The organism is Nocardioides kribbensis, assembly GCF_015070375.1.
Taxonomy (GTDB): Bacteria; Actinomycetota; Actinomycetes; order Propionibacteriales; family Nocardioidaceae; genus Nocardioides; species Nocardioides kribbensis.
Map to the genome: position 1 here is coordinate 919,839 of NZ_JADCLL010000001.1, position 26,672 is coordinate 946,510.

19 protein-coding genes are annotated in these 26,672 nt (G+C 73.1%); 6 read left to right on the top strand and 13 right to left on the bottom strand.

Annotation, left to right across the window (positions count from 1 at the left end):
• Nucleotides 1-30 precede the first annotated feature (30 nt).
• Both IR170_RS04250 and IR170_RS04255 read left to right on the top strand, forming a co-directional pair.
• Entirely contained in the window at nt 31-2,628 is a 2,598-nt protein-coding gene (locus IR170_RS04250) for a bifunctional FO biosynthesis protein CofGH (RefSeq protein ID WP_193661298.1), read from the top strand.
• Between the two features lie 41 nt (nt 2,629-2,669).
• A complete protein-coding gene (locus tag IR170_RS04255) occupies nt 2,670-3,710 on the top strand; it encodes a mechanosensitive ion channel family protein (RefSeq protein ID WP_056863831.1) in 1,041 nt (346 codons plus the stop codon).
• A 98-nt stretch (nt 3,711-3,808) separates the two neighbouring features.
• Here IR170_RS04255 and IR170_RS04260 read toward each other — a convergent pair whose 3' ends face one another.
• Genes IR170_RS04260 through IR170_RS04270 form a run of 3 tightly spaced genes read right to left on the bottom strand, consistent with a single transcriptional unit; the run spans nt 3,809 to nt 6,992 of the window.
• Entirely contained in the window at nt 3,809-5,065 is a 1,257-nt protein-coding gene (locus IR170_RS04260; RefSeq protein ID WP_193661299.1) for a sugar ABC transporter permease, read from the bottom strand.
• Nucleotides 5,062-5,889, bottom strand: coding sequence for an ATP-binding cassette domain-containing protein (locus IR170_RS04265; protein ID WP_056863829.1), 828 nt, complete (start codon nt 5,887-5,889; stop codon nt 5,062-5,064). Before IR170_RS04265 ends, IR170_RS04260 begins: the two co-directional genes overlap by 4 nt.
• Nucleotides 5,889-6,992 carry a substrate-binding domain-containing protein gene (locus IR170_RS04270; protein WP_056863828.1) on the bottom strand — a complete coding sequence of 368 codons (1,104 nt, stop codon included), beginning with the start codon at nt 6,990-6,992 and terminating at the stop codon, nt 5,889-5,891. The genes IR170_RS04265 and IR170_RS04270 overlap by 1 nt, the downstream gene beginning before the upstream one ends.
• Nucleotides 6,993-7,160: 168 nt before the next feature.
• Here IR170_RS04270 and IR170_RS04275 point away from each other — a divergent pair, with 168 nt between their 5' ends.
• Together IR170_RS04275 and IR170_RS04280 are read left to right on the top strand one after the other, a co-directional pair.
• Complete coding sequence (locus tag IR170_RS04275) at nt 7,161-8,360, top strand: ROK family protein (RefSeq protein ID WP_193661300.1); 1,200 nt, start codon at nt 7,161-7,163, stop codon at nt 8,358-8,360.
• 94 nt (nt 8,361-8,454) lie between these two features.
• The gene (locus IR170_RS04280; RefSeq protein ID WP_056863826.1) at nt 8,455-8,943 is read left to right on the top strand and encodes a DUF5709 domain-containing protein; all 489 of its coding nucleotides are present in this window, start codon (nt 8,455-8,457) and stop codon (nt 8,941-8,943) included.
• A gap of 251 nt (nt 8,944-9,194) precedes the next feature.
• Here IR170_RS04280 and IR170_RS20185 read toward each other — a convergent pair whose 3' ends face one another.
• The 7 genes from IR170_RS20185 to IR170_RS04315 form a co-directional block, all read right to left on the bottom strand.
• On the bottom strand, nt 9,195-11,171 hold the full coding sequence (locus tag IR170_RS20185; RefSeq protein WP_193661301.1) for a calcium-binding protein: 1,977 nt from the start codon (nt 11,169-11,171) through the stop codon (nt 9,195-9,197).
• 188 nt (nt 11,172-11,359) lie between these two features.
• Nucleotides 11,360-12,952 carry a glutamine-hydrolyzing GMP synthase gene (gene guaA / locus IR170_RS04290; protein ID WP_056903665.1) on the bottom strand — a complete coding sequence of 531 codons (1,593 nt, stop codon included), beginning with the start codon at nt 12,950-12,952 and terminating at the stop codon, nt 11,360-11,362.
• Between the two features lie 279 nt (nt 12,953-13,231).
• On the bottom strand, nt 13,232-14,959 hold the full coding sequence (locus tag IR170_RS04295; protein WP_227488409.1) for a GMC family oxidoreductase: 1,728 nt from the start codon (nt 14,957-14,959) through the stop codon (nt 13,232-13,234).
• A complete protein-coding gene (locus tag IR170_RS04300) occupies nt 14,959-16,581 on the bottom strand; it encodes a succinic semialdehyde dehydrogenase (RefSeq protein WP_193661302.1) in 1,623 nt (540 codons plus the stop codon). Before IR170_RS04300 ends, IR170_RS04295 begins: the two co-directional genes overlap by 1 nt.
• 74 nt (nt 16,582-16,655) lie before the next feature.
• Entirely contained in the window at nt 16,656-17,762 is a 1,107-nt protein-coding gene (locus tag IR170_RS04305) for a GuaB3 family IMP dehydrogenase-related protein (RefSeq protein WP_056863822.1), read from the bottom strand.
• 55 nt (nt 17,763-17,817) lie between these two features.
• The gene (gene guaB, locus IR170_RS04310; protein WP_193661303.1) at nt 17,818-19,320 is read right to left on the bottom strand and encodes an IMP dehydrogenase; all 1,503 of its coding nucleotides are present in this window, start codon (nt 19,318-19,320) and stop codon (nt 17,818-17,820) included.
• Nucleotides 19,321-19,340: 20 nt separating this feature from the next.
• Nucleotides 19,341-20,228, bottom strand: a complete 888-nt coding sequence (locus tag IR170_RS04315; protein ID WP_264674738.1) for a GNAT family N-acetyltransferase — start codon at nt 20,226-20,228, stop codon at nt 19,341-19,343.
• Between the two features lie 144 nt (nt 20,229-20,372).
• On the opposite strand from IR170_RS04315, the gene IR170_RS04320 reads away from it, so the two are divergent.
• The gene (locus tag IR170_RS04320; protein WP_193661305.1) at nt 20,373-21,923 is read left to right on the top strand and encodes a hypothetical protein; all 1,551 of its coding nucleotides are present in this window, start codon (nt 20,373-20,375) and stop codon (nt 21,921-21,923) included.
• A gap of 95 nt (nt 21,924-22,018) precedes the next feature.
• Here IR170_RS04320 and groL read toward each other — a convergent pair whose 3' ends face one another.
• A complete protein-coding gene (gene groL, locus IR170_RS04325) occupies nt 22,019-23,644 on the bottom strand; it encodes a chaperonin GroEL (RefSeq protein WP_056863819.1) in 1,626 nt (541 codons plus the stop codon).
• Between the two features lie 94 nt (nt 23,645-23,738).
• The gene (gene groES / locus IR170_RS04330) at nt 23,739-24,032 is read right to left on the bottom strand and encodes a co-chaperone GroES (protein ID WP_056864570.1); all 294 of its coding nucleotides are present in this window, start codon (nt 24,030-24,032) and stop codon (nt 23,739-23,741) included.
• Nucleotides 24,033-24,255: 223 nt separating this feature from the next.
• Between groES and IR170_RS04335 the strand changes: the two genes are divergently transcribed.
• Nucleotides 24,256-25,449, top strand: coding sequence for a class I SAM-dependent methyltransferase (locus IR170_RS04335; RefSeq protein ID WP_193661306.1), 1,194 nt, complete (start codon nt 24,256-24,258; stop codon nt 25,447-25,449).
• Here the strand turns inward: IR170_RS04335 and IR170_RS04340 are convergent.
• A complete protein-coding gene (locus IR170_RS04340) occupies nt 25,446-26,600 on the bottom strand; it encodes a cobalamin B12-binding domain-containing protein (protein WP_193661307.1) in 1,155 nt (384 codons plus the stop codon). The two genes, IR170_RS04335 and IR170_RS04340, sit on opposite strands and share 4 nt — an antisense overlap.
• Nucleotides 26,601-26,672 lie beyond the last annotated feature (72 nt).

Sequence of the window (26,672 nt, forward strand, 5' to 3'; positions counted from 1 at the left end):
CCGCAGGGGGCGCGGGATAGCCTCTCGGTGATGGCTGAGCGCACCGCCCCGAGACCCGACCCCGACCCGACCCCCCAGCAGGTACGCCGCGCCCTCGCGCGCGCCGAGCGCGGGGCGGCGCTCGACGTCGAGGAGGCGTCGGTGCTGCTGGCCGCCACCGGCGCCGACCTCGACCGGCTCTGCGCGGCCGCCGCCACCGTGCGCGACGCCGGGCTGCTCGCCGCGGGGCGCCCGGGCGTGGTCACCTACTCGCCCAAGGTCTTCATCCCGGTCACCACGATGTGCCGCGACCGGTGCCACTACTGCACCTTCGTGGAGAGCCCGGGCCACCTCCAGCGCGAGGGCCGACCGCTCTACCTCTCCCCCGACGAGATCCTCGACCTGGCCCGCCGCGGCGCCGAGCTGGGCTGCCTCGAGGCGCTCTTCACCCTCGGCGACCGCCCCGAGGAGCGCTGGCCCGAGGCGCGGCAGTGGCTCGACGAGCAGGGCTACGACTCGACCCTGGCCTACGTGCGCGCGATGGCCGTGCGGGTGCTGGAGGAGACCGGGCTGCTGCCCCACCTCAACCCCGGGGTGATGAGCTGGGAGGAGATGAACCGGCTCAAGCCGGTCAGCCCCTCGATGGGCATGATGCTCGAGACCACCTCGCGACGGCTCTTCGAGACCCGCGGGCTGGCCCACTTCGGCTCCCCCGACAAGGACCCCGCCGTGCGGATGCGGGTGCTCGAGGACGCCGGTCGTCTCTCCATCCCCTTCACCACCGGGCTGCTCGTCGGCATCGGCGAGACCCTGCGCGAGCGCGCCGAGACGGTGTTCGCGCTGCGCGGGGTGGCCAAGGCCTACGGCCACGTGCAGGAGGTGATCGTGCAGAACTTCCGCGCCAAGCCCGACACCGCCATGCGTCACCGCGACGACCTGGGCCTGGAGGAGTACCGCGCCGCGATCGCGGTGACCCGCCTGGTGATGGGCCCCCGCATGCGGGTGCAGGCCCCGCCGAACCTGGTCGACGCCTCCGAGGGCTCCGCGGAGTGCCGCGCCCTGCTCGACGCCGGCGTCGACGACTGGGGCGGGGTCAGCCCGCTCACCCCCGACCACGTCAACCCCGAGCGCCCGTGGCCGACCCTCGAGCGGCTGCGCGCCCACACCGCGGCGGCCGGCCTCGAGCTGGCGCCCCGGCTCACCGTGCACCCCGAGCACGTCCGGGCCGGTCTCGGCGGCGGCAGCCCGTGGCTCGACCCGCGGGTCAGCGCCCACGTCGCGGCGCTCGCGGTGCCCGACGGGCCCGCGGCCGGTCTGGCGCAGGTCGGCGTACGACCGGAGGGGCGGGTGTGGCAGGAGCCCGACGGCGGGGCGGCCTCGCTCACCACCAGCACCGGGCGCACCGACCTGCACGCCAGCATCGACACCGAGGGCCGCAGCGAGGACCGCCGCTCCGACTTCGCCGCGGTCTACGGCGACTGGGAGTCGGTGCGCGACGCAGCCGGGTCGACCTCGCTGATCGACGGTGCCCCCGCGGTGCTGCACGCCGAGGGGTCCGCCGCGCTGCGGGCCGCGGAGGCCGACCCCGGCGGGCTGTCCGACGAGCACGCGCTCACCCTCATGACCGCCGAGGGCCCGCTGCTGGATCAGGTCTGCCGGCTGGCCGACGACCTGCGCCGCGAGGTCGTGGGCGACACCGTCACCTACGTCGTCAACCGCAACATCAACTTCACCAACGTCTGCTACGTCGGCTGCCGCTTCTGCGCCTTCGCGCAGCGGCGCACCGACGCCGACGCCTACTCGCTGTCCCTCGACGAGGTCGCCGACCGGGCCGCGGAGGCCTGGGACCTCGGCGCGACCGAGGTCTGCATGCAGGGCGGCATCGACCCCGAGCTGCCCGCGTCGGCCTACGTCGAGCTGGTGGGGGCCGTGCGGCGTCGCGTGCCGCAGATGCACGTGCACGCCTTCTCCCCCATGGAGGTGCTCAACGGCACCGCCCGCACGGGCCTGTCGACCGAGGACTTCCTCATCAAGGCCCGCGAGGCCGGCCTGGGGTCGCTGCCGGGCACGGCCGCGGAGATCCTCGACGACGACGTGCGCTGGGTGCTCACCAAGGGCAAGCTGCCCACCTCCACCTGGATCGACATCGTCTCCACCGCCCACCGCGTGGGCGTGCCGACGACCTCGACGATGATGTACGGCCACGTCGACAACCCGCGCCACTGGGTCAACCACCTGCGCGTGCTGAGCCGGGTGCAGGACACCGCGCGCGAGCACGGCGCCGCGGAGTTCACCGAGTTCGTGCCGCTGCCCTTCGTGCACACGAGCGCACCGATCTACCTCGCCGGCGTCGCCCGCCCCGGCCCCACGCTGCGCGACAACCTCGCCGTGCACGCGATGGCGCGGATCCTGCTGCACGGGCGCATCGACAACATCCAGACCTCCTGGGTCAAGCTCGGCGTCGAGGGCACCCGCGCGATGCTGCGCGCGGGCGCCAACGACCTGGGCGGGACCCTGATGGAGGAGACGATCTCGCGCATGGCCGGCTCCGAGCACGGCTCGGCCAAGACGGTCGCCGAGCTGGTGGAGATCGGCGCCGGCATCGACCGGCCCGTGACCGAGCGCACGACCCTGTACGCCGCCCGCTGACCCCGCCCGCGGGGCCGGCCGCGGACCGGGCACGATGACCCATGCGCGTTTCGTGGACCAACGCCCTCATCGCCGGCGGGTCGGCCCTGCTCGGCGCCCTCGCCCTCATCGTGCTGACCCACGTGGTCGCGCGCCTGGTGCAGCGACGCTGGCCGCCCGGGGAGCGGCTCTTCCGCCAGGCCCGGGTCCCCTACCGGGTGCTCGTGCTGGTCATCGCCCTCAACGGCTGGGTGGCCGGCGTGCGGCGTCGCGGCGACGACGAGGTGTGGTGGCACGCCGCGGTCCTGGCGGGGCGGACCCTGTGGATCATCGCCGCGGCCTGGCTGGTCACCGTGGTGCTGCTCTTCCTCCAGGACCTCGGCCTGGGCCGCGCCCGCACCGACGTGCGCGACAACCGGGCCGCGCGCCGCGTCCGCACCCAGGTGCTCATCCTGCGCCGTCTCACCGTGGCCCTCATGGTGGTGGTCGCCCTCGGCGCGATCCTGCTCAGCTTCCCGGGGGTGCGCACCATCGGCGCGAGCGTCCTGGCCTCCGCCGGCCTCATCTCGGTGGTCGCCGCGCTGGCTGCGCAGTCCACGCTGGCCAACGTCTTCGCCGGCATCCAGCTGGCCTTCAGCGACGCCATCCGCATCGACGACGTCGTGATCGTGGAGGAGGAGTGGGGCTGGATCGAGGAGATCACCCTCAGCTACGTCGTCGTCCGGCTCTGGGACGACCGTCGCATGGTGCTGCCCTCGACGTACTTCACCACCACCCCCTTCCAGAACTGGACGCGCCGCAACTCCGAGCTGCTGGGCGCCGTCGAGCTCGACCTCGACTGGCGCGTCGACACCGCCCGGATGCGCGAGGCCCTGCCGGGGGTCATGGCCTCGGCCGGCGAGCTGTGGGACGGGCGCGTCTCGCTGCTGCAGGTCACCGACGCCGTCGCCGGCTTCGTGCGGGTGCGGGTGCTGGTCACCGCCGTCGACGCCGGCACGCTCTTCGACCTGCGCTGCCACGTGCGCGAGCAGCTGGTGGCCTGGCTGCGCGACCACGACCCGGCCGGCCTGCCGCGCACGCGCCTCGAGGTCGAGCGGGACTGAGCCGGGCGCGGGCGCCCGGGTGCGGACGCGCCGACGGGCGGGACCCCGGGAGGGTCCCGCCCGTCGGCGGTGGTGCGGGTGGGGCGGGGCCGGGGCCGCTACCCGCGTCCGCTGGAGGAGCGCACCCGGCGCGAGACCGAGTCGATCGCGACCGCCAGCAGCAGGACCGCACCGGTGACCATGAAGCGCACCGAGGAGTCGACGTTCATCAGGTTCAGGCCGCTCTGGATGGCCTGGAGCACGATGATGCCGAGCAGCGCGGAGTATGCCGACCCGCGGCCGCCGAAGAGGCTGGTGCCGCCGATCACCGCGGCCGCGATCGCGGTCAGGTTGGTGTCGGTGGTGCCGCTGCTCTGCGAGACCGAGGTGAGCTGACCGGCCAGCAGGATGCCGCCCAGGGCCGCGAAGGTCGAGGTCGCGGCGAAGACCGAGAAGTAGATCCGGCCCACCTTGATGCCGGCGCGACGGGCCGCCTCCTCGTTGCCGCCCACGGCGTAGACGTGGCGACCCCAGGTGGTCTTGCGCAGCATGAGGTCCATGACGACGACCAGGGCCACGAAGAGCACGAACAGGTAGCCCCACCCGCGGTCGATGCCGAGGTAGTAGGTCAGGAAGCCCAGGCCGCCCGCGAGGAGCACCGCCTTGATGCCGACCATGGTGAGGTTGGGCGGGGTCAGGCCGGCCGCCTTGCGCCGGCGCACCAGCAGCAGCTGCGAGCCGACGTAGGCCAGCACGACCACCGCGAGCAGCACGTAGGCCGCACCGTCGCTGAGGAAGCGCTCGCGGGCGAACTGCCGCAGGCCCGAGTCGGTGGGCAGCACGATGGTGCCCTGGTCGCCCAGCACGTAGAGCAGCGCTCCCTGGAAGCCGAGCAGGCCGGCGAGGGAGAACACGAAGCTGGGCACGCCGAGGCGGGTGTAGAGCAGGGCGTAGACCGAGCCGATCAGGGTGCCGATGAGGATGCCGGCGATCATGCCGACGATCAGCGACTGGCTCTTGTTGGCGACGAGGACCGCCATGGAGGCGGCCGCGAAGCCCGAGACCGAGCCGACCGAGAGGTCGATCTCCCCCAGCAGCAGCACCAGCACGATGCCCAGCGCGATGACGCCGACCGGTGCGGCGAAGAGCGTGATGTTGACCAGGCTCTTCGACGACAGGAACGTCGGCTCCTGGGAGTAGAAGACCAGCGAGATGACGATGAGCCCGATGACCACGGGCAGCATGCCGAGCTCACCGCCCTTGAGCCGGTTCCAGACCGCGCGGGCCTGGCCGCCGAGACCCTGGCTCTGGATGAGCCGCTCGTCGGCGATGTCGGCGGCGACGGCCGACTGCGTCTCGTCGGTCGTGGCGCTCACTGGCCCGCTCCCTCGGTGGTGTCGGTGGTGCCGGCACGCCGGCTGGCGCGCGCGGCGACCACGTTGTCGGAGGCGCCGGTGATGGCCGCGACCAGCTGCTCGGTCGTGGTCTCCTCGGTGCGGAACTCCGCGGCGTTGCGGCCCAGGCGCATGACCACGATGCGGTCGGCCACGGCCTGGACGTCGGCCATGTTGTGGCTGATGAGGATGACCCCGAGCCCGGTCTCGCGCAGCCGCTCGACGAGGTTCAGGACCTCCGCGGTCTGCGCGACACCGAGGGCCGCGGTGGGCTCGTCGAGCATGACGAGCTTGGGGTTGCCCACGAGGCTGCGGGCGATCGCCACCGTCTGGCGCTGACCGCCCGACAGCCCCGCGATGGGGATGCGGACCGAGGGGATCTTGGCGGAGAGGGTGCGCAGCAGGCGCCACGCCTCCTTCTCCATCGTGACCTCGTCGAGCACCGGCCCGAGCAGGCGCTCCTGGCCCAGGAACAGGTTGGCGACGACGTCGAGGTTGTCGCACAGGGCCAGGTCCTGGAAGACCGTCGCGATTCCCAGCGCCTGGGCGTCGGACGGGCCACCGACCGAGATCTTGCGGCCCGCGAAGGTGATGTCACCCTCGTCGGGCTGGTAGACCCCCGAGATGACCTTGACCAGGGTCGACTTGCCCGCACCGTTGTCGCCCACGAGGGCGACGACCTCGCCGGCCGCCACCTCCAGGTGCACGTCGGTGAGGGCCTGCACGGCCCCGAACCTCTTGTTGATGCCGGTCAGGGACAGGACGGTCTGTCCCGTGACCGGCTTCTCCGTCGTCGTGGCGCTCATCAGGAGATGCCAGCCTCCGAGCACGCAGCGGCGTAGTCGCCGGTGCAGATGTCGGCGGCGGAGTAGAAGCCGTCGGCGATGACGGTGTCGGCGACGTTGTCGGCCGTCACGACGATCGGGTCGAAGATGTAGGACGTGACGCCCTCGTAGTCGCTCTGGTCGATGCCGGTCTCGCTGGTCGACGCGGGCTCCTCGCCCTGGGCCAGGGCCACGGCCACCTCGGCGGCCGTCTCGGCCTCGATCGGGATGGGCTTGTAGATCGTCATCTCCTGCTCACCGGCGAGGATGCGCTGGATCGCGGCGACCTCGGCGTCCTGACCCGTGATCGGGGGCAGCTCGTCGGAGGAGACGCCGGCGCCAGTCAGGGCCGCGACGACGCCGCCGGCCTGGCCGTCGTTGGCGGCGTAGACGCCCTGGATGTCGCTGGGGTCGTACTTGCTCAGCTGGTCGGTCGTCCACTGCTGGGCGTTCTCGGGGCTCCAGTCGGGGTTGTCGTACTCCTCGGCGATGGTGACGCCGCTGGAGTCGAGCACGCTGTGGGCGCCGGCCTTGAACTGCGCGGCGTTGGGGTCGCTGGGCGCACCGTTGAGCATGAGGATGTTGCCGGTGTCGCCGACGGCCTCGACGAGGGCCTCCGCCTGCATCTGGCCGACGGTCTCGTTGTCGAAGGACATGTAGTAGTCGGCGCCGTCGATGAAGCGGTCGTAGGCGATGACCGGCACGTCCTGGCCCTGGGCCTCCTGGACCATGCCGGTGGCGCCGGCGCCGTTGACCGGGTCGAGCACGACGACGGACGCGCCGGCGGTCAGCGCGCTGGTGAGCTGCTGGGCCTGCTTGGCCTCGTCCTGGTCGGCGTTGTAGTAGTCGACCTCGCAGTCCGAGCACAGCTCGGCGACCGCGGCCTCGAAGAGCGGCTTGTCGAAGGCCTCGTAGCGGGTGGTCTTGGACTCCGGGAGGAGCAGGGCGATGGTGCCGCCGGAGGCGCTGTCGCCGCCGCCGTCGGAGCCGCTCTCGGCGTCGTTGGCGCCGCAGGCGGTGAGGCCGGCGGTGCCGATGGCGAGCACAGCACCGAAGGCTGCGAGGCGGTGCAGGGGTGTGGACATGGTTCTCCCTCGACTGGGGCGGGCACGCCGCCGGGTTGACTGGGTCGAGTGTCAGCCGTCACAGACTTGTCGTCAAGTAGTGAACGCAAAGATGGTCATAACTCGTTACTCGCACGTTGATCATTCACGTCTTGACCACAAGCTGTGACCCGAGGCACAGTTCCGCCCATGACCAGACAGCGCCTCGACGCCGCCCCCGGGTCGACGTCGACGCTGCGCACCGCCAACCAGCACCGCGTGCTCGACGTCCTGCGGGGGCTCGGCGTCGTCGACCCCGCGGTGGCCGGCGAGGACGTCGACGCCCTGCCCGCGGAGTACACGCAGGCCGAGCTCGCCCGCACCACCGGGCTGGCCCCGGCCACGGTGTCCAACATCCTGCGCGACCTGTCGTCGGCCGGGCTCGTCGCCATCGCGCCCGGCAGCGGCCGGCGCGGGTCCTCGGTGAGGCTCGCCGAGACCGCGGGGGTCGTCGCCGGCGTCGACTTCGGCCACAGCCACGTCGCCGTCGCCGTCGGCGACCTCGCCGGCCGGCTCCTCCACGAGGAGCGGCGCCCGCTCCACTCCGGGCTCGACCACCGCGCCGCGCTGGACTGCGCGCACGAGATGCTCCTCGGCATGCTCCCGGGCGGGCCGACCCTGCGCACCGTCGGGCTGGGCCTGCCGGCCCCCGTCACCGCCGACGTCGTGCAGTCCTCCGCGATCCTGCCGTCGTGGGTCGGGGTCAACGCCCGCACCGCGGCCGAGCAGGTCTTCGGCGCCACGGCCCTGGTCGAGAACGACGCCAACCTGGGGGCGCTCGCCGAGCACCGCCGCGGCGTGGGCCGCGGCCACCGCAGCTCGGTCTTCGTGAAGATCTCCTCCGGCGTGGGCGCCGGCGTCGTCATCCGCAACGAGCTCTTCCGCGGCGCCCACGGCAGCGCCGGGGAGATCGGGCACCTGACCCTCGACGAGCAGGGCCCGCTGTGCCGCTGCGGCAGCCGCGGCTGTCTGGAGGCCTACACCTCCATCGGCACGGTGCAGTCGATGATGGGCGGCCAGCTGCCCGGCGCGGTCATCGAGGAGATCGTCGACGCAGCCCTCGCCGGCAACGTCGCCGCCCAGCGCGCCTTCGAGGACGTCGGGCTGCACCTGGGCTGGGGGCTGGCCAGCATCGTCAACCTGCTCGATCCCGACATCGTGGTCGTCGGCGGCGACATGGCCCGCGCCGGCGAGCTCGTGCTCGAGCCCGCGCGGGTCGGCCTGCGCCGCCACGCCCTCGACGCGGCCGCCCTGACGCCCGTCCTGGCCAGCGAGCTCGGCAACCGCGCCAGCCTCGTGGGTGCCGTCATCGTGGCCGCCGAGCGCACCGAGCTGATCGCGCCCGCCTGAGCCGTCGTGAGGTCGGCCCCGGGTCGGCCCCGCGTCGGGCCCGGGGTCCCTTCGGGTGACCTGACCACGCCGTGGGGCGGCCTACGGTGGGGCCATGACCGAGAGCACTCCTGACCCGACGACCGACGCCGAGACCTACGGCGACTACTCCGTCGACGACGAGGACCAGCCCACCAACATGGACGACCTCGGCGACCCCGACGTCGCCGACGAGCTCGACCGCGGCTACTCCCCGCCGGAGAAGTACTCGGCCGCCCAGGGCTTCGGCAACACCCCCTACGAGGAGGCCACCGGCGAGACCCTCGACCAGCGCGTGGCCCAGGAGGTGCCGGAGGCCGACCCCTACGAGCAGGCGGAGAAGGCCGACGCCGATCCCGACGTGCGCCTCGACCAGCTCGACGACGGCGAGGTCGGCGACGAGCGCGCGGGCCGCCTGGTCGACCCCGACCAGGGCCTCGGCGAGGACGTCGACCAAGAGCTCGTGGGCGACGACGTCGGCATCGACGGCGCCGCGGCCTCGGCCGAGGAGGCCGCCGTGCACGTCGTGCCCGACGACTCCGACCCCGACACCTTCAACGCCTGACCGACGACCGGCCGACAGGCTAGCCCGCGCGACGGATGCAGGACGCAGAAGAGGCCCCCGGCTGCTGCCGGGGGCCTCTTCGCACGTAGTGAACCGCTGGCGTCTCGGGTCACCAGCGGCTCGAGAAGAACGTTAGGCGCTCGCGGGGGCGCTGTCAGCCGCTGCGGGGCGAAATGACCCGGTCGGGCCATGCGCCATGGCCCGGGGAGCGGCGTACGCCTGGCACGTGCGGGTCAGGCGGGGGTCGCCGGTCACGGGCACCGGACGACGGTGTCCCTGCGGTCCGCGCGGCAGTCGTCCGTGCCGGATCCGCCGTCGATCCGGTCGATGCCGCGCTTGCCGACCACCACGTCCGCTCCGGGGCCCCCTCCGAGCCTCTCGGCCCAGCCGGTGCCGAGGAGGAAGTCGTCCCCCGCGCCTCCCCGGACCAGGCGCGGCCCCCCGAGGAGCACGTCGTCGTGGGGACTCATCAGCACGGCCTCGACGTCGTCCACCACGACCTCCTCGCGCCCCAGGACGAACTCGGAGTACAGCCGGGAGCGCTGGAGCTGGAAGGGGTGGGCGTAGACGAGGGCACCGCGACCCAACGGGCTGAGGTCCACCCTGTCCCGCCCCGGACCACCGGCGACCTCGCCACCGCGCAGGCGGACGACGGCGTCGTCACCTGCCCCCAGCACGACGGCCTGCGTCGTGACCACCACCTCGTCGTCGAACCGCGTCATGTGCAGGACCGACGGCGGGTCGTCGCGCTCGGGGAAGCTCGCCAGCAGGTCCGTGCCCCAGCCCGTCGCGACGCCACGGGTGACGTCGACCCTCACTGCCCGCGGGGCGCCGGCCCAGCTGACCGCTCCGTACCCGGCCACGACGTCGTCCCCTCCCCGGGGCACCAGGGTGGACCGGCCGTCGGAGGCCAGCACGTTGTCCTCCCCGTCACCGGCCAGTCGACCCAGCTGCGCGAAGGAGGTGAGGTTCTCGACGTGGTCGAGCTCGTCCTCGCCGTCGGCGCCCCGTGAGGAGCCCGCGCCGAGGTCGACCTCGATGCGCCGTACGGTGTAGCGGCCCGGCAACACGACGCCGTAGGCGGCGGTGTCCTCACCCTCACCTCCCCGGAGGCGGTCGTCCCCGGCCGCGCCGTCGAGCGCGTCGTCCCCGGCGCCGCCCGCGAGGAGCTCGTCGCCCGGCGAGCCGACCAGGACGTCGTCGTGGACACTGCCGAGAACCTCCTCGATCTCGAAGACGTGGGTCGTGCCGTCGGCCTCGGCCGCGAACTCGCGCAGCCGCACCCCAGCGCGACGGCCGCTGGTCGCGAAGCTGAGCCGGTCACGACCCAGGCCGCCACGCACCGTGTCGTGCCCCGGACCGGCGAGCACGACATCGTCGCCCGCGCCGGCGCACACCACGTCGTCTCCCGCGGTGCCCCGCAGCACGTCGTCGCCTCCGGTGCCGGCGACGGTGCACGCGGGCACGGGCTGCCACGAGACCATGCTCAACGAGGGGCTGACCGGCAGCTCCGGCCAGGCCCAGTCCTGAGCCGTGCTGACGTCCACCACCCGCGCCGAGCCCGGTTCGCTGCCGAAGGCCACGAGCCACCGCCCCGACGGTGACCAGAAGACGGTGTCGAGCTCGCCGGGGAGGTCGAGCCGCCGGGGCTCCTCGGCCGTGGGGTCGACCAGGTAGGTGCCCTCGGCGTTGTCCACCACGAGCAGGTCCCCGTCGGGTGACCAGCTGAGTGTGCGGGCGGCGAGATCGTAGGCGGCCTCGGGGGCGGGGCCGGGCCGGGTGTCGACGATCCGCACCGACGGCGCGGCCCCTGCGGCCCCGTGGGCGGTCGCGAGGAGGCCGGCGCGCGAGAGCGTCACGACCGAGGCGTCGACCTCGACGCCGGTCCGCGACACCGGCTCCGGCGCCGACGCGGAGCCGACTTCGTGCCGGTCGACCGTGACCACCCCATCCACGACCCGCACGATGAGCAGGTGGTCAGGGTCCTCCCAGACGATGCCCTGCCCGTAGCGATCGCGCAGCGGGACCGGGTGGGTCTCGAGCGAAACCGGGTCGAGCACCACCTGACGCTCCCGCTCGGGGCCGCCGGCGTCGAGCACGAGGTAGCGCCCGTCGGGCGACCAGTTGCGCAGTGCCGCCCGGTAGGGGCCCACGCCCACGTCGATCTGGCGGCGGTCACCGGGTCGGGTGACCGTGGCGAGGCTGATCTCGGTGTCGCCGGTGCTCACCAGCAGACCCTCTTCCTCCGTCCACGGTTGCGCCGCGGTGTCCGGCTCCGACACCGCGACCGGGTCGGTCGGGTCGGTCGGGTCGCTCGAGGAGGCGGGCGGGACGAGCGCCCCGGTCAGGAGCAGGACCGCCGCGCCCAGGGACGCGATCCATCCGGCAGCACGGTGCGGCCTCGCGCCCACGACCCTCACTCCCACTCGATGGTGCCCGGGGGCTTGGAGGTGATGTCGACCGTGACCCGGTTGACCTCCTCGACCTCGTTGGTGATGCGCGTGGAGATCCGCTCCATGACCTCGTACGGCAGGCGCGCCCAGTCGGCCGTCATGGCGTCCTCGGAGGTGACCGGCCGCAGCACGACCGGGTGGCCGTAGGTGCGGCCGTCGCCCTGGACGCCGACGGAGCGCACGTCGGCGAGCAGCACGACGGGCATCTGCCAGATGTCGCGGTCGAGGCCGGCGGCGGTCATCTCCTCGCGGGCGATGGCGTCGGCCTGGCGCAGCAGGTCGAGGCGGGCGCGGGTGACCTCGCCGATGATGCGGATGCCCAGGCCGGGCCCGGGGAAGGGCTGGCGCCAGACGATCTCGGGGGGCAGGCCGAGCTGCTCGCCGACCAGGCGCACCTCGTCCTTGAACAGCGTGCGCAGCGGCTCGACGAGCTCGAACTCGAGGTCGTCGGGCAGTCCGCCCACGTTGTGGTGGCTCTTGATGTTGGAGGCGCCGGCGCCGCCGCCGGACTCCACGACGTCGGGGTAGAGCGTGCCCTGCACGAGGAAGGCGACGGTCTCACCGGTCTCCTTCACCGCCTCGCCCAGCACCTCGGCCTCGGCGGCCTCGAAGACGCGGATGAACTCGCGGCCGATGACCTTGCGCTTCTCCTCGGGGTCGGTGACGCCGGCGAGGGCGTCGAGGAAGCGCTGCTCGGCGTCGACGACCTTGAGGTCGACGCCGGTGGCGGCGACGAAGTCGCGCTCGACCTGCTCGGTCTCGCCCTGGCGCATGAGGCCGTGGTCGACGTAGACGCAGGTCAGCCGGTCGCCGATCGCGCGCTGCACGATCGCGGCGGCCACGGCGGAGTCGACGCCGCCGGAGAGCCCGCAGATCGCGTGGCCGCGCTCGCCGATCTGCGCGCGGATCGACTCGATCTGCTCCTCGACGATGTTGACCATGGTCCAGGTCTGGCGGCAGCCGGCGATGTCGACGAGGAAGTGCTCGAGCACCTGCTGGCCGTGCTCGGTGTGGAGCACCTCCGGGTGCCACTGCACGCCGGCGAAGCCGGCGTCGACGTTCTCGAAGGCCGCCACCGGCGTCGTCGCGGTGGAGGCCAGCACCGAGAAGCCGGCGGGGGCGGCGGTGACGGAGTCGCCGTGCGACATCCACACGGTGTGCTCGGCGGGCACGTCGGCCAGCAGCGTGCCGGGCTCGGCGACCGAGACGGCGGTGCGGCCGTACTCCCGGGCGCCGGTGCGCGCAACCTCGCCGCCCAGGCCGGAGGCCATGAGCTGGAAGCCGTAGCACATCCCGAAGACCGGGACGCCGGCCTCGAACAGCGAGGCGTCGATGCTCGGTGCGCCCTCGGCGTAGACCGAGGAGGGCCCGCCGGAGAGGATGATCGCCTTCGGCCGGCGCGCGAGCATCTCGGCCACCGGCACGTGGTGCGGCACGATCTCGGAGTAGACCCGCGCCTCGCGGACGCGGCGGGCGATCAGCTGGGCGTACTGCGCGCCGAAGTCGACCACCAGCACGAGGTCGTGGTCGGGCAGCCCGGGCGTCTCGTCACTCATGGACCCAGCCTATCGAGGCCCGGCACCGTGCCGTCGCGCCGGTCTCGGCCCCGGACGAGCGTGCGCAGGAGGGGGAAATGCACCAGGGCCCGGCCGGGGAGGGAGGGTTGGCCGGGCCCTGATCGTCCACGCCTCTGTTGGACAGCGCCTGGACCACTGACCCGGCCTTGGGAGGGAGCATGACTGCCGGGTCTGCTCACCTCAACGAGCCCCCCGAGGCCGGGTTACGGGGCTGACAGGACTTCCTGCCAGAACCGCGCGCGGTCTAGACAGGCACCCTCAGCTGACCCCCACGATCGGCAGCCGCAGCGCCGCCGGCGCCTGCGGAGGTACGGCGGGCGAGCGCGGCTCGACCGGGGCGACGCGCTCGTAGCCGGCCCCCAGGGGCGGGCGGCGGTCGGCCTCGCCCTTGTTGGGCCACAGCGCCATCGCGCGCTCGGCCTGGGCGGTGATCGTCAGCGACGGGTTGACCCCGAGGTTGGCGCTGATCGCCGACCCGTCGGCGACGTGGAGGCCGGGGTGGCCGTAGACGCGCTGGTAGGGGTCGACGACGCCGGTCTCGCTGCTCTCGCCGATGGCGCAGCCCCCGATGAAGTGGGCGGTGAGCGGCATGTTGAACGGCTCGCCGATGTTGCCGCCGGCAGTGCCGCCGAGCACGCCGGCGATGCGGCGCACGGCCTCGTTGGCCACCGGGATCCAGGTCGGGTTGGGCGCCCCGTGACCCTGGCGCGAGGTCATCCGCCAGCGCCCGGTGAGCCGGTCGCGCTTGCCGTAGGTGGTGATGGAGTTGTCGAGGCTCTGCATCACCAGCGCGATGACGGTGCGCTCCGACCAGTGGCGCAGGTCGTAGAGCTCGAGGAGCTTGGCCTTCTCGGTCCACATCGCCTTGAGCCAGGTGCGCCAGCGCGGGCCCTCGCCGTCGCCGTCGGTGAGGACGGTCTGCATCATCGCCATGGTGTTGAAGCCCTTGCCGTAGCGGCACGGCTCGATGTGGGTGTGCTCGTCGGGGTGCCAGCTGGAGGTGATGGCGACGCCGTAGGAGTAGTCGGTCGGGTCGGAGGCCGGCGCGATCGCGCCGAGGATCGACTCGGAGTTGGTGCGCGAGAGGTAGCCGAGCCGGTCCGACAGGCCCGGGAGGTGGCCCTCGTCCTTCATCCGGTGCAGCAGCTTCTGGGTGCCGAGCGAGGCGGCGGCGAAGACGACGTGCTCGGCGGTCAGGGTGCGGGTCGTGCGGGCGGTCGCGCGCTTGGCCTTGGTGTACTTGACCGCGACGTCGTAGCCGCCGCCGTCGCGGGGGCTGACCCGGGTCACCGTGGTCAGCGGCATGACCCGCGCGCCCTTCTTCTCCGCGAGGTAGAGGTAGTTCTTGACCAGGGTGTTCTTGGCGTTGTGGCGGCAGCCCGACATGCACTCGCCGCAGTTGAGGCAGGCGTTGCGGTCGGGGCCCTCGCCCCCGAAGAACGGGTCGGCGACCTTCTCCCCCGGCTCCTGGCCGGGGCCGCCGAAGAAGACCCCCACCGGCGTCGGGTGGAAGGTGTCGGCCACGCCCATGTCGCCGGCGACCTTCTCCATGACCTCGTCGGCCGGGGTGCGCACGGGGTTCTCGACCACGCCGAGCATCCGCTTGGCCTGGTCGTAGTAGGGGGCGAGCTCCTCGCGCCAGTCGGTGATCGAGGCCCACTGCGGGTCGGCGTAGAACTGCTCGAGGGGCTCGTAGAGGGTGTTGGCGTAGACCAGCGAGCCGCCGCCGACCCCCGCGCCGGCCACGATCAGGGTGTCGCGGACGGCGTCGATGCGCTGGATGCCGTACATCCCCAGCGCCGGGGCCCACAAGTAGCGCTTGAGGTCCATGGTGCCGGAGGCGAAGTCGTCGTCCTCGAAGCGCGGCCCGGCCTCGATGACGCCGACCTTGTAGCCCTTCTCGGTCAGTCGCAACGCGGTGACGGAGCCGCCGAAGCCGCTGCCGATCACCAGGACGTCGTAGTCGTGCTCCACGTGCTTGCCCATCAGGCGCGCCCCAGCTTCTTCATCAGGCGGAGGTTGAGGGTCATCACCTTCGCGTAGGTCTCTTCCGACATGCCCAGCACGGGCGAGAACCGCAGCAGCCGCTGGGTGGCGACCGACTGCGACTCGGTGTAGCGGTGGATGCCCTCGCTGCCCTGGCGCCGACCCATGCCCGAGGCGCGCATGCCGCCCATCGGGGAGTCGACGCTGGCGAAGGTCGCGGCGAAGGCCTCGTTGACGTTGACCGTGCCGCAGCGCACGCGCCGGGCCAGCTCACGGGCGCGCGCGCCGTCCTGGCTGTAGATCGAGGCGTTGAGGCCGTAGTCGCCGTCGTTGGCCCGGGCCACGGCGTCGGACTCGTCGTGGAAGCGGTAGAGCGAGATCACCGGGCCGAAGGTCTCCTGGCCGAAGCAGGTCATCTCGGGGGTCACGCCCTCGAGGATGGTGGGCTCGAAGACGAAGGGGCCGAGGTCGGGGCGGGCCCGTCCGCCGGTGAGCACGCGGGCGCCCTTGGCCACGGCGTCCTCGACGTGACGGGTGACGGTCTCGAGCTGGTCGGCGGAGATCAGCGAGCCCATGTCGTTCTCCCACGCCAACGTGGCTCCCAGCGTCATCGCCTGGGTGCGGGCCACGAAGCGCTCCACGAAGCGGTCGTAGACCTGGTCGGCCACGAAGAGCCGCTCCATCGAGACGCAGAGCTGGCCGGCGTTGGAGAAGGCACCGCGCACGGCGCCCTCGGCGGCGCGCTCCACGTCGGCGTCGCGCAGCACCAGCATGGGGTTCTTGCCGCCGAGCTCCAGCGAGCAGCCGATGAGCCGCTCGGCGCAGGCTTGGGCCACGCGGGTGCCGGTGGCCGTCGAGCCGGTGAAGCAGACGTAGTCGGACTTCGCGATGATCGACGTGCCGACCACCGAGCCCGGCCCCGAGACGACCTGCCACAGGTCGCGCGGGAAGCCGGCCTCCTCCAGCAGCTGGGCGCCCAGCAGCGCGGTGAGCATGGTCTGGCTGTCGGGCTTGGCCACCACCGCGTTGCCGGCCATCAGCGCCGGCAGGCCGTCGCACAGCGCCATCGTGAAGGGGTAGTTCCACGGCGAGATGATGCCGACGACGCCCTTGGGGACCCGGTTGACCTCGACCCGCGTCAGCACCGGCACCACGCCGGCCTTGCGCCGGGTGTCGAGGTGGTCGTGGGCCGTGCGGGCGTAGTAGCGCGCCGTCAGCGCGATGTGCAGGGGCTCGTCGAAGGCGTGCTTGCGGGCCTTGCCCGACTCCAGCACGATCAGGTCGAGGATCTCCTCCTGGCGGTCGAGCACGAGGTCGTGCAGCCGCATGAGGATCGCCGAGCGGTGCTCCAGGCTCGTGCGCGACCAGGCGACCTGGGCCCGGCGGGCGCGGACGAACGCCTCGGCCACGTCGGCCTCGCTCGACTGCGGCAGGTGGGCCAGCGGCGCCCCGTCGAGGGGCGAGCGCACCGGCACCGTCTCCCCCGAGGTGGCCAGGATGCGCTGGGTCAGCGAGGCGACGTAGTCGGGCTCGAGGGCGTAGGACGCGGTCGGGTCGTGCTCGGGGTCGTGCGGGCCCTCGACGAGCGGGCCGCCGGCCGGACTGGGGTTCGCGGCGTTCATGTACCGAGAGTATGTGACTGCGGTCTCCGCGACTACCCTTCGGTAGCCTTCGGCCGGGAAAGCCTGGTCACGCCTCAGCCGATGACGACCCCGACCCGCTGGAACTCCTTGACGTCGGTGTAGCCCGTGGTCGCCATGGAGCGCTTGAGGGCGCCGATGAGGTTCATCGTGCCGTCGGCGACGCGCGAGGGGCCGAAGAGGATCTCCTCGAGGGTGCCGACGGTCTCGAACTGCACGCGCCGACCGCGCGGCAGCTCGGCGTGGTGGGCCTCGGTGCCCCAGTGGAAGCCGTGGCCCGGCGCGTCGGTGGCGCGGGCGAAGGGAGAGCCGACCATGACCGCGTCGGCCCCGCAGGCGATGGCCTTGGCGACGTCGCCGGACTGACCGATCGACCCGTCGGCGATGACGTGGACGTAGCGCCCGCCGGACTCGTCGAGGTAGTCGCGGCGCGCCGCGGCCACGTCGGCCACGGCGCTGGCCATGGGCACGGCGATCCCGAGCACGGTGCGGGTGGTGTGGGCGGCCCCGCCCCCGAAGCCGACCAGCACGCCGGCGGCACCGGTGCGCATCAGGTGCAGCGCGGCCTGGTGGGTCGCGCAGCCGCCCACGATCACGGGCACGTCGAGCTCGTAGATGAACTCCTTGAGGTTCAGCGGCTCGGCCTGGCTGGAGACGTGCTCGGCCGAGACCGTCGTGCCCCGGATGACGAACATGTCGACACCCGCGTCGACCACGGCCTTGGCGAACTCCTTGGTGCGCTGCGGCGAGAGTGAGCCGGCCACGGTCACCCCGGCCTCGCGCACCTCGCGCAGCCGCTCGGTGATGAGCTCGGGCTTGATCGGCTCCTCGTAGATCTCCTGCATCCGGCGGGTGGCGTCGACGCCCTCCAGCCCCGCGACCTCGGCCAGGAGCGACTCGGGGTCCTCGTAGCGGGTCCAGATGCCCTCGAGGTTGAGGACGCCGAGGCCGCCGAGGCGACCCAGCGCGACGGCGGTCGCCGGCGACATCACCGAGTCCATGGGCGCCGCGAGCACCGGGAGGTCGAAGCGGTAGGCGTCGATCTGCCAGTGGGTGCTGACCTCCTCGGGGTCGCGGGTGCGCCGCGAGGGCACGATCGCGATGTCGTCGAAGGAGTAGGCACGCCGGGCGCGCTTGGCCCGGCCGATCTCGATCTCGGTCACCGGGGAAGGCTACTAGAGGTGCGCCGGGGCCCCGACGCGCAGGAGGCCCGGCGGATCAGCGACCGGTGTAGTTCGGGGCCTCGACGGTCATCTGGACGTCGTGGGGGTGGCTCTCCTTGAGCGAGGCCGAGGTGATCCGCACGAAGCGGCCCTTGTCCTGCAGCTCGGGGATGGTGCGCGCGCCGACGTAGAACATCGACTGGTTGAGCCCGCCGATGAGCTGGTGGGCCACCGCCGAGAGCGGACCACGGTAGGCCACCTGGCCCTCGATGCCCTCGGGCACGATCTGGTCGTCGCTGGTGACCTCGGCCTGGAAGTAGCGGTCCTTGGAGTAGGACTTCTTCCCCCGGCTCGACATCGCGCCGAGCGAGCCCATCCCGCGGTAGGCCTTGAACTGCTTGCCGTTGACGAAGACCAGGTCGCCGGGCGACTCCTCGCAGCCGGCCAGCAGCGAGCCGACCATGACCGACTCGGCCCCGGCCACGATCGCCTTGGCGATCTCGCCGGAGTGCTTCATGCCGCCGTCGGCGATCACCGGGACGCCGGCGGGGGCGCAGGCCAGCGAGGCCTCGTAGACCGCCGTCACCTGGGGCACGCCGACCCCGGTCACGACGCGGGTGGTGCAGATCGAGCCCGGGCCCACGCCGACCTTGACCGCGTCGGCGCCGGCGTCGACGAAGGCCTGCGCGCCCTCGCGGGTCGCGACGTTGCCGCCGATGACCTGCACGTGGCGGGTCGCGGGGTCGCCCTTGAGGCGCGCGACCATGTCGAGCAGGAGGCGCACGTTGCCGTGGGCGGTGTCGGCGACCAGCACGTCGACCCCGGCCTCGACCAGGGTGGTCGCCCGCTCCCAGGCGTCGCCGAAGTAGCCGATGGCAGCGCCGACCATGAGCCGCCCGGCGCCGTCGTAGGAGGCGTGGGGGAACTGCTCGCCCTTGACGAAGTCCTTGACGGTGATCAGGCCGGCCAGGCGGCCCTCGTCGTCGACCAGCGGGAGCCGCTCGCGCTTGTGCTTGCGCAGCAGCAGCGTGGCGTCGTCGCGCGAGATGCCGACGTGGCCGGTGATGAGCGGCATCGGCGTCATCATCTCGTCGACCTTGGTCGTGGCCCACTCCGCGACCGGGGTGAAGCGCAGGTCGCGGTTGGTGATGATGCCCAGCAGGCGGTTGTCGGTGTCGACCACGGGCAGGCCGGAGACGCGGTACTCCCCGCAGATGCGGTCGAGGTCCTCCAGCGTCGCGTCGGGCCCGATGGTGACGGGGTTGGAGATGATCCCGGTCTGGGTGCGCTTGACGAGGTCGACCTGGTAGGCCTGGTCCTCGATGGAGAGGTTGCGGTGCAGCACGCCGAGACCGCCCTCGCGGGCCATGGCGATGGCCATGCGCGACTCGGTGACGGTGTCCATGGCCGCGCTCACGAGCGGGACCTTGAGCGAGATCTCGCGGGTCAGCCGCGAGGTCGTGTCGATGTCGGACGGCGCGAGGTCGGAGTGACCCGGCAGCAGCAGGACGTCGTCGTAGGTCAGCCCGAGGGCGGCGAACTTGTCAGGGAGCTCCACGCCTCGAGCCTACCCGCGGCTCAGCCCGGGAGCGGCCTCAGGTCGCGCACGGGCACCCGCACGGTGAGGACGTCGGCGGCCATCCTGATCCGCCCCCGCATGCCCGCGGCCAGCACCATCGGCAGCACCGCCTGGTTGTCGGAGCGGGTGGTGAGCAGGATCTCGTCGGCGCCGAGCATGTGGGCCAGCCGCGAGGCGTCGACGAGCAGGCGCGTGCCGATGCCGCGGCGCTGGAAGCCGGGGTCGACCCGCAGCGCCACCGGGCGCACGACCGCCCCGTCGTCACCGGGCACCGGGTCGTGCACCGTGGCCAGGCCCACCACGGCGCCGTCGAGCACGGCCGAGACCGACGTCCCGTCCACGGCGTACTCGGGGGTCGCTCCTCCGCCCAGGCGTCGACCCGGGCTGGTCGTGCCGATCGCCGCCGACTCGCGGCTGCGCTGGAGCACGTCGCTGACCAGGTCGGCCATGGCCGCGCCGCGGGCGCGCTCGGTCTCGGTGAAGGGCGCCGCCCGGCGCACCTGCACCTGCACGTCACCGACCGTCAGCTCCAGCGAGTCCTGCGGCGGACCCTCACCCGGCGCGGGGTCGGACTCGGCGTCGAAGAGCCCGGCGACCACCTCGGGGAAGGAGGTCGGGCGGGCCAGGATCGTGCGCGCCGCCTGGACGTAGCGGGTCGGCTGGTCGGAGAGGGCCGCCGCCGAGCACGGGGTGGCCGACACGTAGGTCCACCCCGACCCCTCGACCAGCAGCGCGAGGTCGTGGACGTCCCATCCCTCGGGGGTGCGCATCACGAGCTCGTCGGTCACGGCGTCGGCGCCCGGGAAGATCTGCAGACCCAGGATGTTGACCCCCGCCTCGCCGCAGCGCTGGGCCAGACGGGCGAGACCGCCGGGACGGTCGGGCATGGTCGTGCGCACTCTCCACAGCATGTCGCCCACGCTCGCCGCCGCGCGTTGCCGGGAGGGATCGGGGATGTTTCGGGCGTGCAACGGCTGCTCGCAGCGTTGCGGTGCGACGTGGGCGGCCCCCGGCCTGAGAGGCTGTCGCCCATGACGACGGCACCTGCGCGCGCGCTGCCGCCGTCGTCGGTGGTGCACCGCGTGGTGCACCGCGTGGGCGCGGCGGTCGAGTCACGCTGGACGGTGCCGCTGGCGGCCGTGCTCGTCGTGCTGCTGCGCCTGCCCGGTCTCTCGCGGCCCGTGCGTGCCGACGAGGCCGGCTTCCTGCTGGTCGCCCGCTCCTGGGACCCCTCCCCCGACAGCGTCTACGGACGCTACTTCGTCGACCGGCCCCCGCTGCTCATCGAGGTCTTCCGGCTCTCCGACCTCCTCGGGGGGCCGCTGTTCATCCGGGTGCTGGGCGCGCTGGCCGCCGCCCTGCTGGTGGTGGCCGCGGCCCGCACCGCCCGGCTCGTGGCCGGGGAGCGCGCCGCCGGGTGGGTGGCGGTCGCGGTGGCCGCGATGAGCGCCAACACCCTCATCGACGCCGTCGCGGTCAAGGGCGAGCTCCTCGGCGTGCCCTTCGTGATGGCGGGCTGCTGGCTCTCGCTGCTCGCCCTGCGACGCGACTCCGCCACCCTGGCCTTCCTGGCCGGTGTGCTCGCCTGCACCGCGGTCGGCTTCAAGCAGAACCTCGCCGGCGGCCTGGCCTTCGCCGGCGCGCTCCTCCTCGCCTCCCTGCTCACCCGGGCCGTCGCCCCCGGCACCTTCGCCCGCCTCGCACTCGCCGGGCTCGCCGGCGCCGCCACCCCCGTGGCCGCCACGGTGGCGTGGGCGTGGTCGCAGGGCGTGCGCCTCGACGTGCTCTGGTACGCCGTCTACGGCTTCCGCTCCGACGCCGCCGCGGCGCTGGCCGGCGAGGCCACCGGCGAGCCCGCGACGCGGCTGGCCACCCTCGTGCTCAGCGCTGTCGGAGCCGGGATGCTGCTCATCGTCGCCGGCTTCGTGGTGCACGTGCGCGGCGAGTGGGCCGGCGACCCCGCCCTCACCGCCGCGACCGCCACCCTGGTCCTCTTCGACCTCACCGCGCTGGTGCTCGGCGGCAGCTTCTGGCGCGACTACCTGCTGGCCCTGCTCCCGGCCACCGCGCTGTGCGCCGCCCTGCTGGTGCGCCACGGGTCGCGGCGCGGCCTGCGCATGCGGGCGGTCATCCTCGGCGCGGCCGCCTCCACCGTCGTCTGCCTGCTGGGGTGGGTCGTGATCCAGGCCAGCGGGCTGCAGGAGTTCGACGAGGTGCGCACCGGGCAGGCCGTCGGGCGGGCCGCCGCGCCCGACGACACGATGGTCGTCTTCGGGGGGCGTGCCGACCTCCAGCTGGCGAGCAGCATGGCCTCGCCGTACGAGCACCTGTGGAGCCTGCCGATGCGCACTCTCGACCCCGACCTCGCCGAGCTCGCCGCGGTGGTCGCCGGACCGGAGCGTCCGACGTGGATCGTGGAGTGGGTCGACTTCACCACCTGGAGCCCGGCCGGTGGTGCGGCGCTGGCCGACCTCGTCGGGAGCGAGTACGTCGCGCACGGTGCGGGCTGCGGCGACACCGGTCGGACCGTGTGGCTGCTCCGCGGCGTCGAGCGCCCGGCGGTCACGCCCGACTGCGGCTGACCCGACCCCGACCCTGCTGACCGGCACCGACGACGACGGCGCCGGGCCCCGTGAGGGACCCGGCGCCGCCGGTGGATCAGGTGGTGCCTAGCGGCTCAGTGGCCGTGCCCGTGACCGTGGCCGCCGCCAGCGGGGGCGTCGTCCTCGTCCTCGGGCTTCTCGACGATGAGCGTCTCGGTCGTCAGCAGCATCGCCGCGATCGAGGTGGCGTTGACCAGCGCGGAGCGGGTCACCTTCACCGGGTCGAGCACGCCCTGGGCGACCAGGTCGCCGTAGGTGTCGGTGGCGGCGTTGTAGCCGTTGCCGACACCCATCTCGCGGACCTTGGTGGTGACGACGTAGCCGTTGACGCCACCGTTCTCGGCGATCCAGCGCAGCGGCTCGTCGGCCGACTTGCGCACGATGCGCACGCCGACGGCCTCGTCGCCGGTGAGGCCGAGGTCGCCCTCGAGCACGGACACCGCGTGGATGAGGGCCGAGCCGCCACCGGCGACGATGCCCTCCTCGATCGCGGCGCGCGTCGCGGAGACGGCGTCCTCGATGCGGTGCTTCTTCTCCTTCAGCTCCACCTCGGTGGCGGCGCCGACCTTGATCACGCAGACACCGCCGGCCAGCTTGGCGAGGCGCTCCTGGAGCTTCTCGCGGTCCCAGTCGGAGTCGGTGTTCTCGATCTCGGCCTTGATCTGGTTGACGCGGCCCTCGACGGCGGCGGCGTCGCCGGCGCCGTCGACGATGGTGGTGTTGTCCTTGGTGACCACGATGCGGCGGGCCTGGCCCAGCACCTCGAGGCCGACCTGGTCGAGCTTGAGCCCGACCTCGGGGGCGACGATCTCGCCACCGGTCAGCGTCGCGATGTCCTGCATCATCGCCTTGCGGCGGTCACCGAAGGCGGGGCTCTTCACCGCGACGGCGTTGAAGGTGCCGCGGATCTTGTTCACGACCAGGGTCGAGAGGGCCTCGCCCTCGACGTCCTCGGCGAGGATGAAGAGCGGCTTGCCGGCGGCGATGACCTTCTCCAGCAGCGGCAGGAGCTCGGCGATCGCCGAGATCTTGCCCTGGTGCAGGAGGATGTAGGGGTCGTCGAGGACGGCCTCCATGCGCTCGGGGTCGCTGACGAAGTACTGCGACAGGTAGCCCTTGTCGAACTGCATGCCCTCGGTGAAGTCGAGCTCGGTGCCCATGGAGTTGGACTCCTCGACGGTGATGACACCGTCCTTGCCGACCTTGTCGAAGGCCTGCGAGAGCAGGTCGCCGATGACCTTGTCACGGCTCGAGATCGTGGCCACGGAGGCCATGTCCTCGACCGAGTCGACCTCGCGGGCGGCGTCGCGCAGGGCGTCGCCGACGGCGGCCGCGGCGAGGTCCATGCCCCGCTTGAGGCCCATCGGGTTGGCGCCGGCCGCGACGGCCCGCAGGCCCTCGTGGACCATGGCCTGGGCGAGCACGGTGGCGGTGGTGGTGCCGTCACCGGCGACGTCGTTGGTCTTGGTGGCGACCTCCTTCGTCAGCTGCGCGCCGAGGTTCTCGAAGGGGTCGTCGAGCTCGATCTCACGGGCGACGGTGACACCGTCGTTGGTGATGGTCGGCGCGCCCCACTTCTTGTCGAGGACGACGTAGCGGCCCTTGGGGCCGAGGGTCACCTTGACGGCGTTGGCGAGGGCGTCGACGCCCCGCTCGAGGGCGCGGCGGGCGCTCTCGTCGAACTCAAGAATCTTGGGCATGCGTTCTCCTTAGAAGCACGAGGCTTTCAAGCACTGGCCCTGACGCGACTGGACCCGGCCGGCAGCAGAACTGCCGGCCGGGATGCCAGGTGCGTCAGGAGACGACGGCGAGGACGTCGCGGGCGGAGAGGATGAGGTACTCCTCGCCGGCGTACTTGACCTCGGTGCCGCCGTACTTGCTGTAGATGACCTTGTCGCCGACGGCGACGTCGAGCGGGACGCGGTTGCCCTTGTCGTCGATGCGGCCGGGGCCGATCGAGACGACCTCGCCCTCCTGGGGCTTCTCCTTGGCGGTGTCCGGGATGACCAGGCCGGAAGCCGTGGTCTGCTCGGCCTCGAGCGTCTTGACGACGATGCGGTCCTCGAGGGGCTTGATGTTGACCGACACGATGTCGACCTCCACTTTCGTCACTACTTGATGGCGGGTGGTGCACGTCTGGGTCCACCGCTCGCGTGGCACGCCGTCGCGGGGGTCGCGCTGCGCTGCGGGTGGCTGGCACACTCACGGGGAGAGTGCCAACCCTGAAACTAGCACTCGCTCACCCTGAGTGCCAGGGCCGGGGTCCCCCGCGGCTGCGCCGGCACCCGGACGGCCTGACAGGATCGCGGCCATGGACCTCGACGACCTGCGGTGGCTGCTCACCGACGACGGCCAGGCCCTGCTCGCCGAGGCGGTCGCCGTCCTCGCGGCCGAGCCCGCGACGCCGGACCCGCTGCGGGTCTCGGCCTCGCTGCGCCGGCGCCACCCCGGGACCGACCCCGCCCACGTCGCCGCGGCGCTCACCCAGGCCACGCTGCGCCGCCGCGCCGAGGCCAAGCTGGGTGAGGAGGCCCGGCTGCTCTACTTCACCCCCGACGGCCTGGAGCAGGCGACCCGTCGCGCCGTCGCCGACCACCGCGCGGCCCGGCTGCGCGCCTTCGAGGCGATCTCGCTGGTCGACCTGGGCTGCGGCATCGGCGGGGACCTGATGGCGGGTGCCCGGGCCGGCATCGTGTGCGCGGGGGTCGACCTCGACCCGGTGCGGGTCGAGGTCGCGCGGGCCAACCTGGCCGCGCTGGGCCTCGACGGCGCGACCGTCGTCGCCGACGCCACCACGGTCGACACCTCCCCCTTCGACGTCGCCTTCGCCGACCCGGCGCGGCGCACCGCACGGGGTCGCACCTTCGACGTCGACGACTGGACGCCGCCCTGGTCGTTCGTCGAGGGCCTCCTGCGCCGCGACGCGTGCGTCAAGGTCGCGCCCGGGATCCCCCACGACCTCGTGCCCGATGGCGTCGAGGCCGAGTGGGTCAGCGACCACGGGGAGGTCAAGGAGGCCGCCCTGTGGGCGGGCCGGCTGGCCACCACCCGCCGCCGGGCCACCGTCATCGGCGACGGCGGCCTGGCCACGCTCACCGACGAGGACGACCCCGGGGCTCCGGTGCGGTCCCTGGGGGCCTACCTCTACGAGCCCGACGGCGCCGTCGTGCGCGCCGGGCTGGTCACCGCCGTCGCCGCGGCGCACGCCGGCGACGACGCGGGCCTGCTCGACCCCCACATCGCCTACCTCACCTCCGACTCCGCGACCCGTACGCCGTTCGCGCGCGGCTACGAGGTGGTCGAGGAGCTGCCCTACCGCGAGAAGCAGCTGCGCGTGGCGCTGCGCGAGCGGGGCGTGGGCCGGCTGACCATCAAGAAGCGCGGCGTCGACGTGGTGCCCGAGCAGCTGCGCAAGCGGCTCGCGCTGCAGGGTGACGGCGAGGCCACCCTGGTGATGACCCGTGTGGCCGGCGAGGGCACCGCCCTGCTGGTGCGCCCCCTCTAGCCCGGCACCTGCCCCGGGACGTGCCCCGGCGCCGCCCCGGCCAGGTGGACCCTCGCCAGGGGGTGGCCGCGCAGCGGCTCGGCCAGCAGGCCCCACACCTCGGCGACCAGGCCGTCGGGGGCGTGGCGGGCCTCGAGCACGCGCTCGAGCCAGTCGCGCACCTCGATCATGATCGTCTCGTCGCCGACCACGAGGGCGGCGGCGAGGCAGCCGAGGACGTGGTCGACGTAGCCCGGAAAGTCGGTCCACCAGTCGGGGGCGCTGGAGGGCGCCCCGACCGCGACGTCGTGGCGGGCGGCGATCGCGCGCACGACGTAGGGCGCGATCTCGTGGTGGTAGTCGGCGATCCAGGCGGCCTCCACGTCGGCGGGCCCGGCCTCGGCGGGGCCCGTCTGCGGCACGCGCGGCGGGAGGGCGTCGATGACCCGCGCCGCCTCGCCCGGGGTGGCGGCGTAGGCGGTCGCGCCCAGCGCGAGGGCGCGGGTCTCGTCGCCCCCGAAGGCCTGGCCGCCCACCACCACGGGGATGCCGATGGCCCGGATGGAGCTGAAGAGCGACTTCTGCCCGGCCAGCGAGGAGGTGAGCGAGGCGCTGAAGAGCACCGCCCGGGGCTTGAGGCTGAGGATGTCGTGCAGGAGCCCGGCGGGCTCGGGGTCACCGCCGACGTAGGTGACGCGGTAGCCCGCGAGCAGCAGCGACTCGGCCACGATCAGCGCCGGGAGCGCGTGGCGCTCGTGCTCGAGGCAGGAGACGATCACCAGCGGCGCCGAGGCGTCGGCCTCGGGGGCGAAGGAGCCCAGCCAGTGCACGAGGCCCTCGTTGATCGCCGTGGCCTGGTGCTCCTGGGCCACGCTCCACCCACCGGTCAGCCAGAGGTCGCCGATGCGGGCCTGGGCCGGCACGACGAGCCGCTCGATGACCTCCATGGGGGCGGCCCCGCCCTCGTGGCGCTCACGCACGACGGCCAGGGCGCCGTGGCGGTCGCCCGACTCGAGCGCGGCCCAGTAGGTGCTCCACGCCGACTCCCACTCCGGGTCGTCGACCGGGGCGAGGGCGACCGGGGGAAGGGTCGTCGTCGCGTCCTGGGTCGGCGTGACGCTCGTGCCGGTCGCCTGGTCGGGACCGGGGTCGTGCTGCACCTGCTGCTGCACCGTGCACCTCCTGGGGGGACCTCACGACTTTACCCAGGCCGCCCCCGTCGGCCCTCGCCCGAGTGGGCGAGG

What these genes read in the sequence shown, in the direction of transcription:
- IR170_RS04295 (WP_227488409.1), bottom strand. Translation starts at nt 14,959, where the DNA reads ATGGGCAAGCACGTGGAGCACGACTACGACGTCCTGGTGATCGGCAGC.
- IR170_RS04315 (WP_264674738.1), bottom strand. Translation starts at nt 20,228, where the DNA reads ATGCCCGACCGTCCCGGCGGTCTCGCCCGTCTGGCCCAGCGCTGCGGC.
- IR170_RS04300 (WP_193661302.1), bottom strand. Translation starts at nt 16,581, where the DNA reads ATGAACGCCGCGAACCCCAGTCCGGCCGGCGGCCCGCTCGTCGAGGGC.
- IR170_RS04275 (WP_193661300.1), top strand. Translation starts at nt 7,161, where the DNA reads ATGACCAGACAGCGCCTCGACGCCGCCCCCGGGTCGACGTCGACGCTG.
- groL (WP_056863819.1), bottom strand. Translation starts at nt 23,644, where the DNA reads ATGCCCAAGATTCTTGAGTTCGACGAGAGCGCCCGCCGCGCCCTCGAG.
- IR170_RS04250 (WP_193661298.1), top strand. Translation starts at nt 31, where the DNA reads ATGGCTGAGCGCACCGCCCCGAGACCCGACCCCGACCCGACCCCCCAG.
- IR170_RS04320 (WP_193661305.1), top strand. Translation starts at nt 20,373, where the DNA reads ATGACGACGGCACCTGCGCGCGCGCTGCCGCCGTCGTCGGTGGTGCAC.
- IR170_RS04265 (WP_056863829.1), bottom strand. Translation starts at nt 5,889, where the DNA reads ATGAGCGCCACGACGACGGAGAAGCCGGTCACGGGACAGACCGTCCTG.
- IR170_RS04270 (WP_056863828.1), bottom strand. Translation starts at nt 6,992, where the DNA reads ATGTCCACACCCCTGCACCGCCTCGCAGCCTTCGGTGCTGTGCTCGCC.
- guaA (WP_056903665.1), bottom strand. Translation starts at nt 12,952, where the DNA reads ATGAGTGACGAGACGCCCGGGCTGCCCGACCACGACCTCGTGCTGGTG.
- IR170_RS04335 (WP_193661306.1), top strand. Translation starts at nt 24,256, where the DNA reads ATGGACCTCGACGACCTGCGGTGGCTGCTCACCGACGACGGCCAGGCC.
- IR170_RS04280 (WP_056863826.1), top strand. Translation starts at nt 8,455, where the DNA reads ATGACCGAGAGCACTCCTGACCCGACGACCGACGCCGAGACCTACGGC.
- IR170_RS04255 (WP_056863831.1), top strand. Translation starts at nt 2,670, where the DNA reads ATGCGCGTTTCGTGGACCAACGCCCTCATCGCCGGCGGGTCGGCCCTG.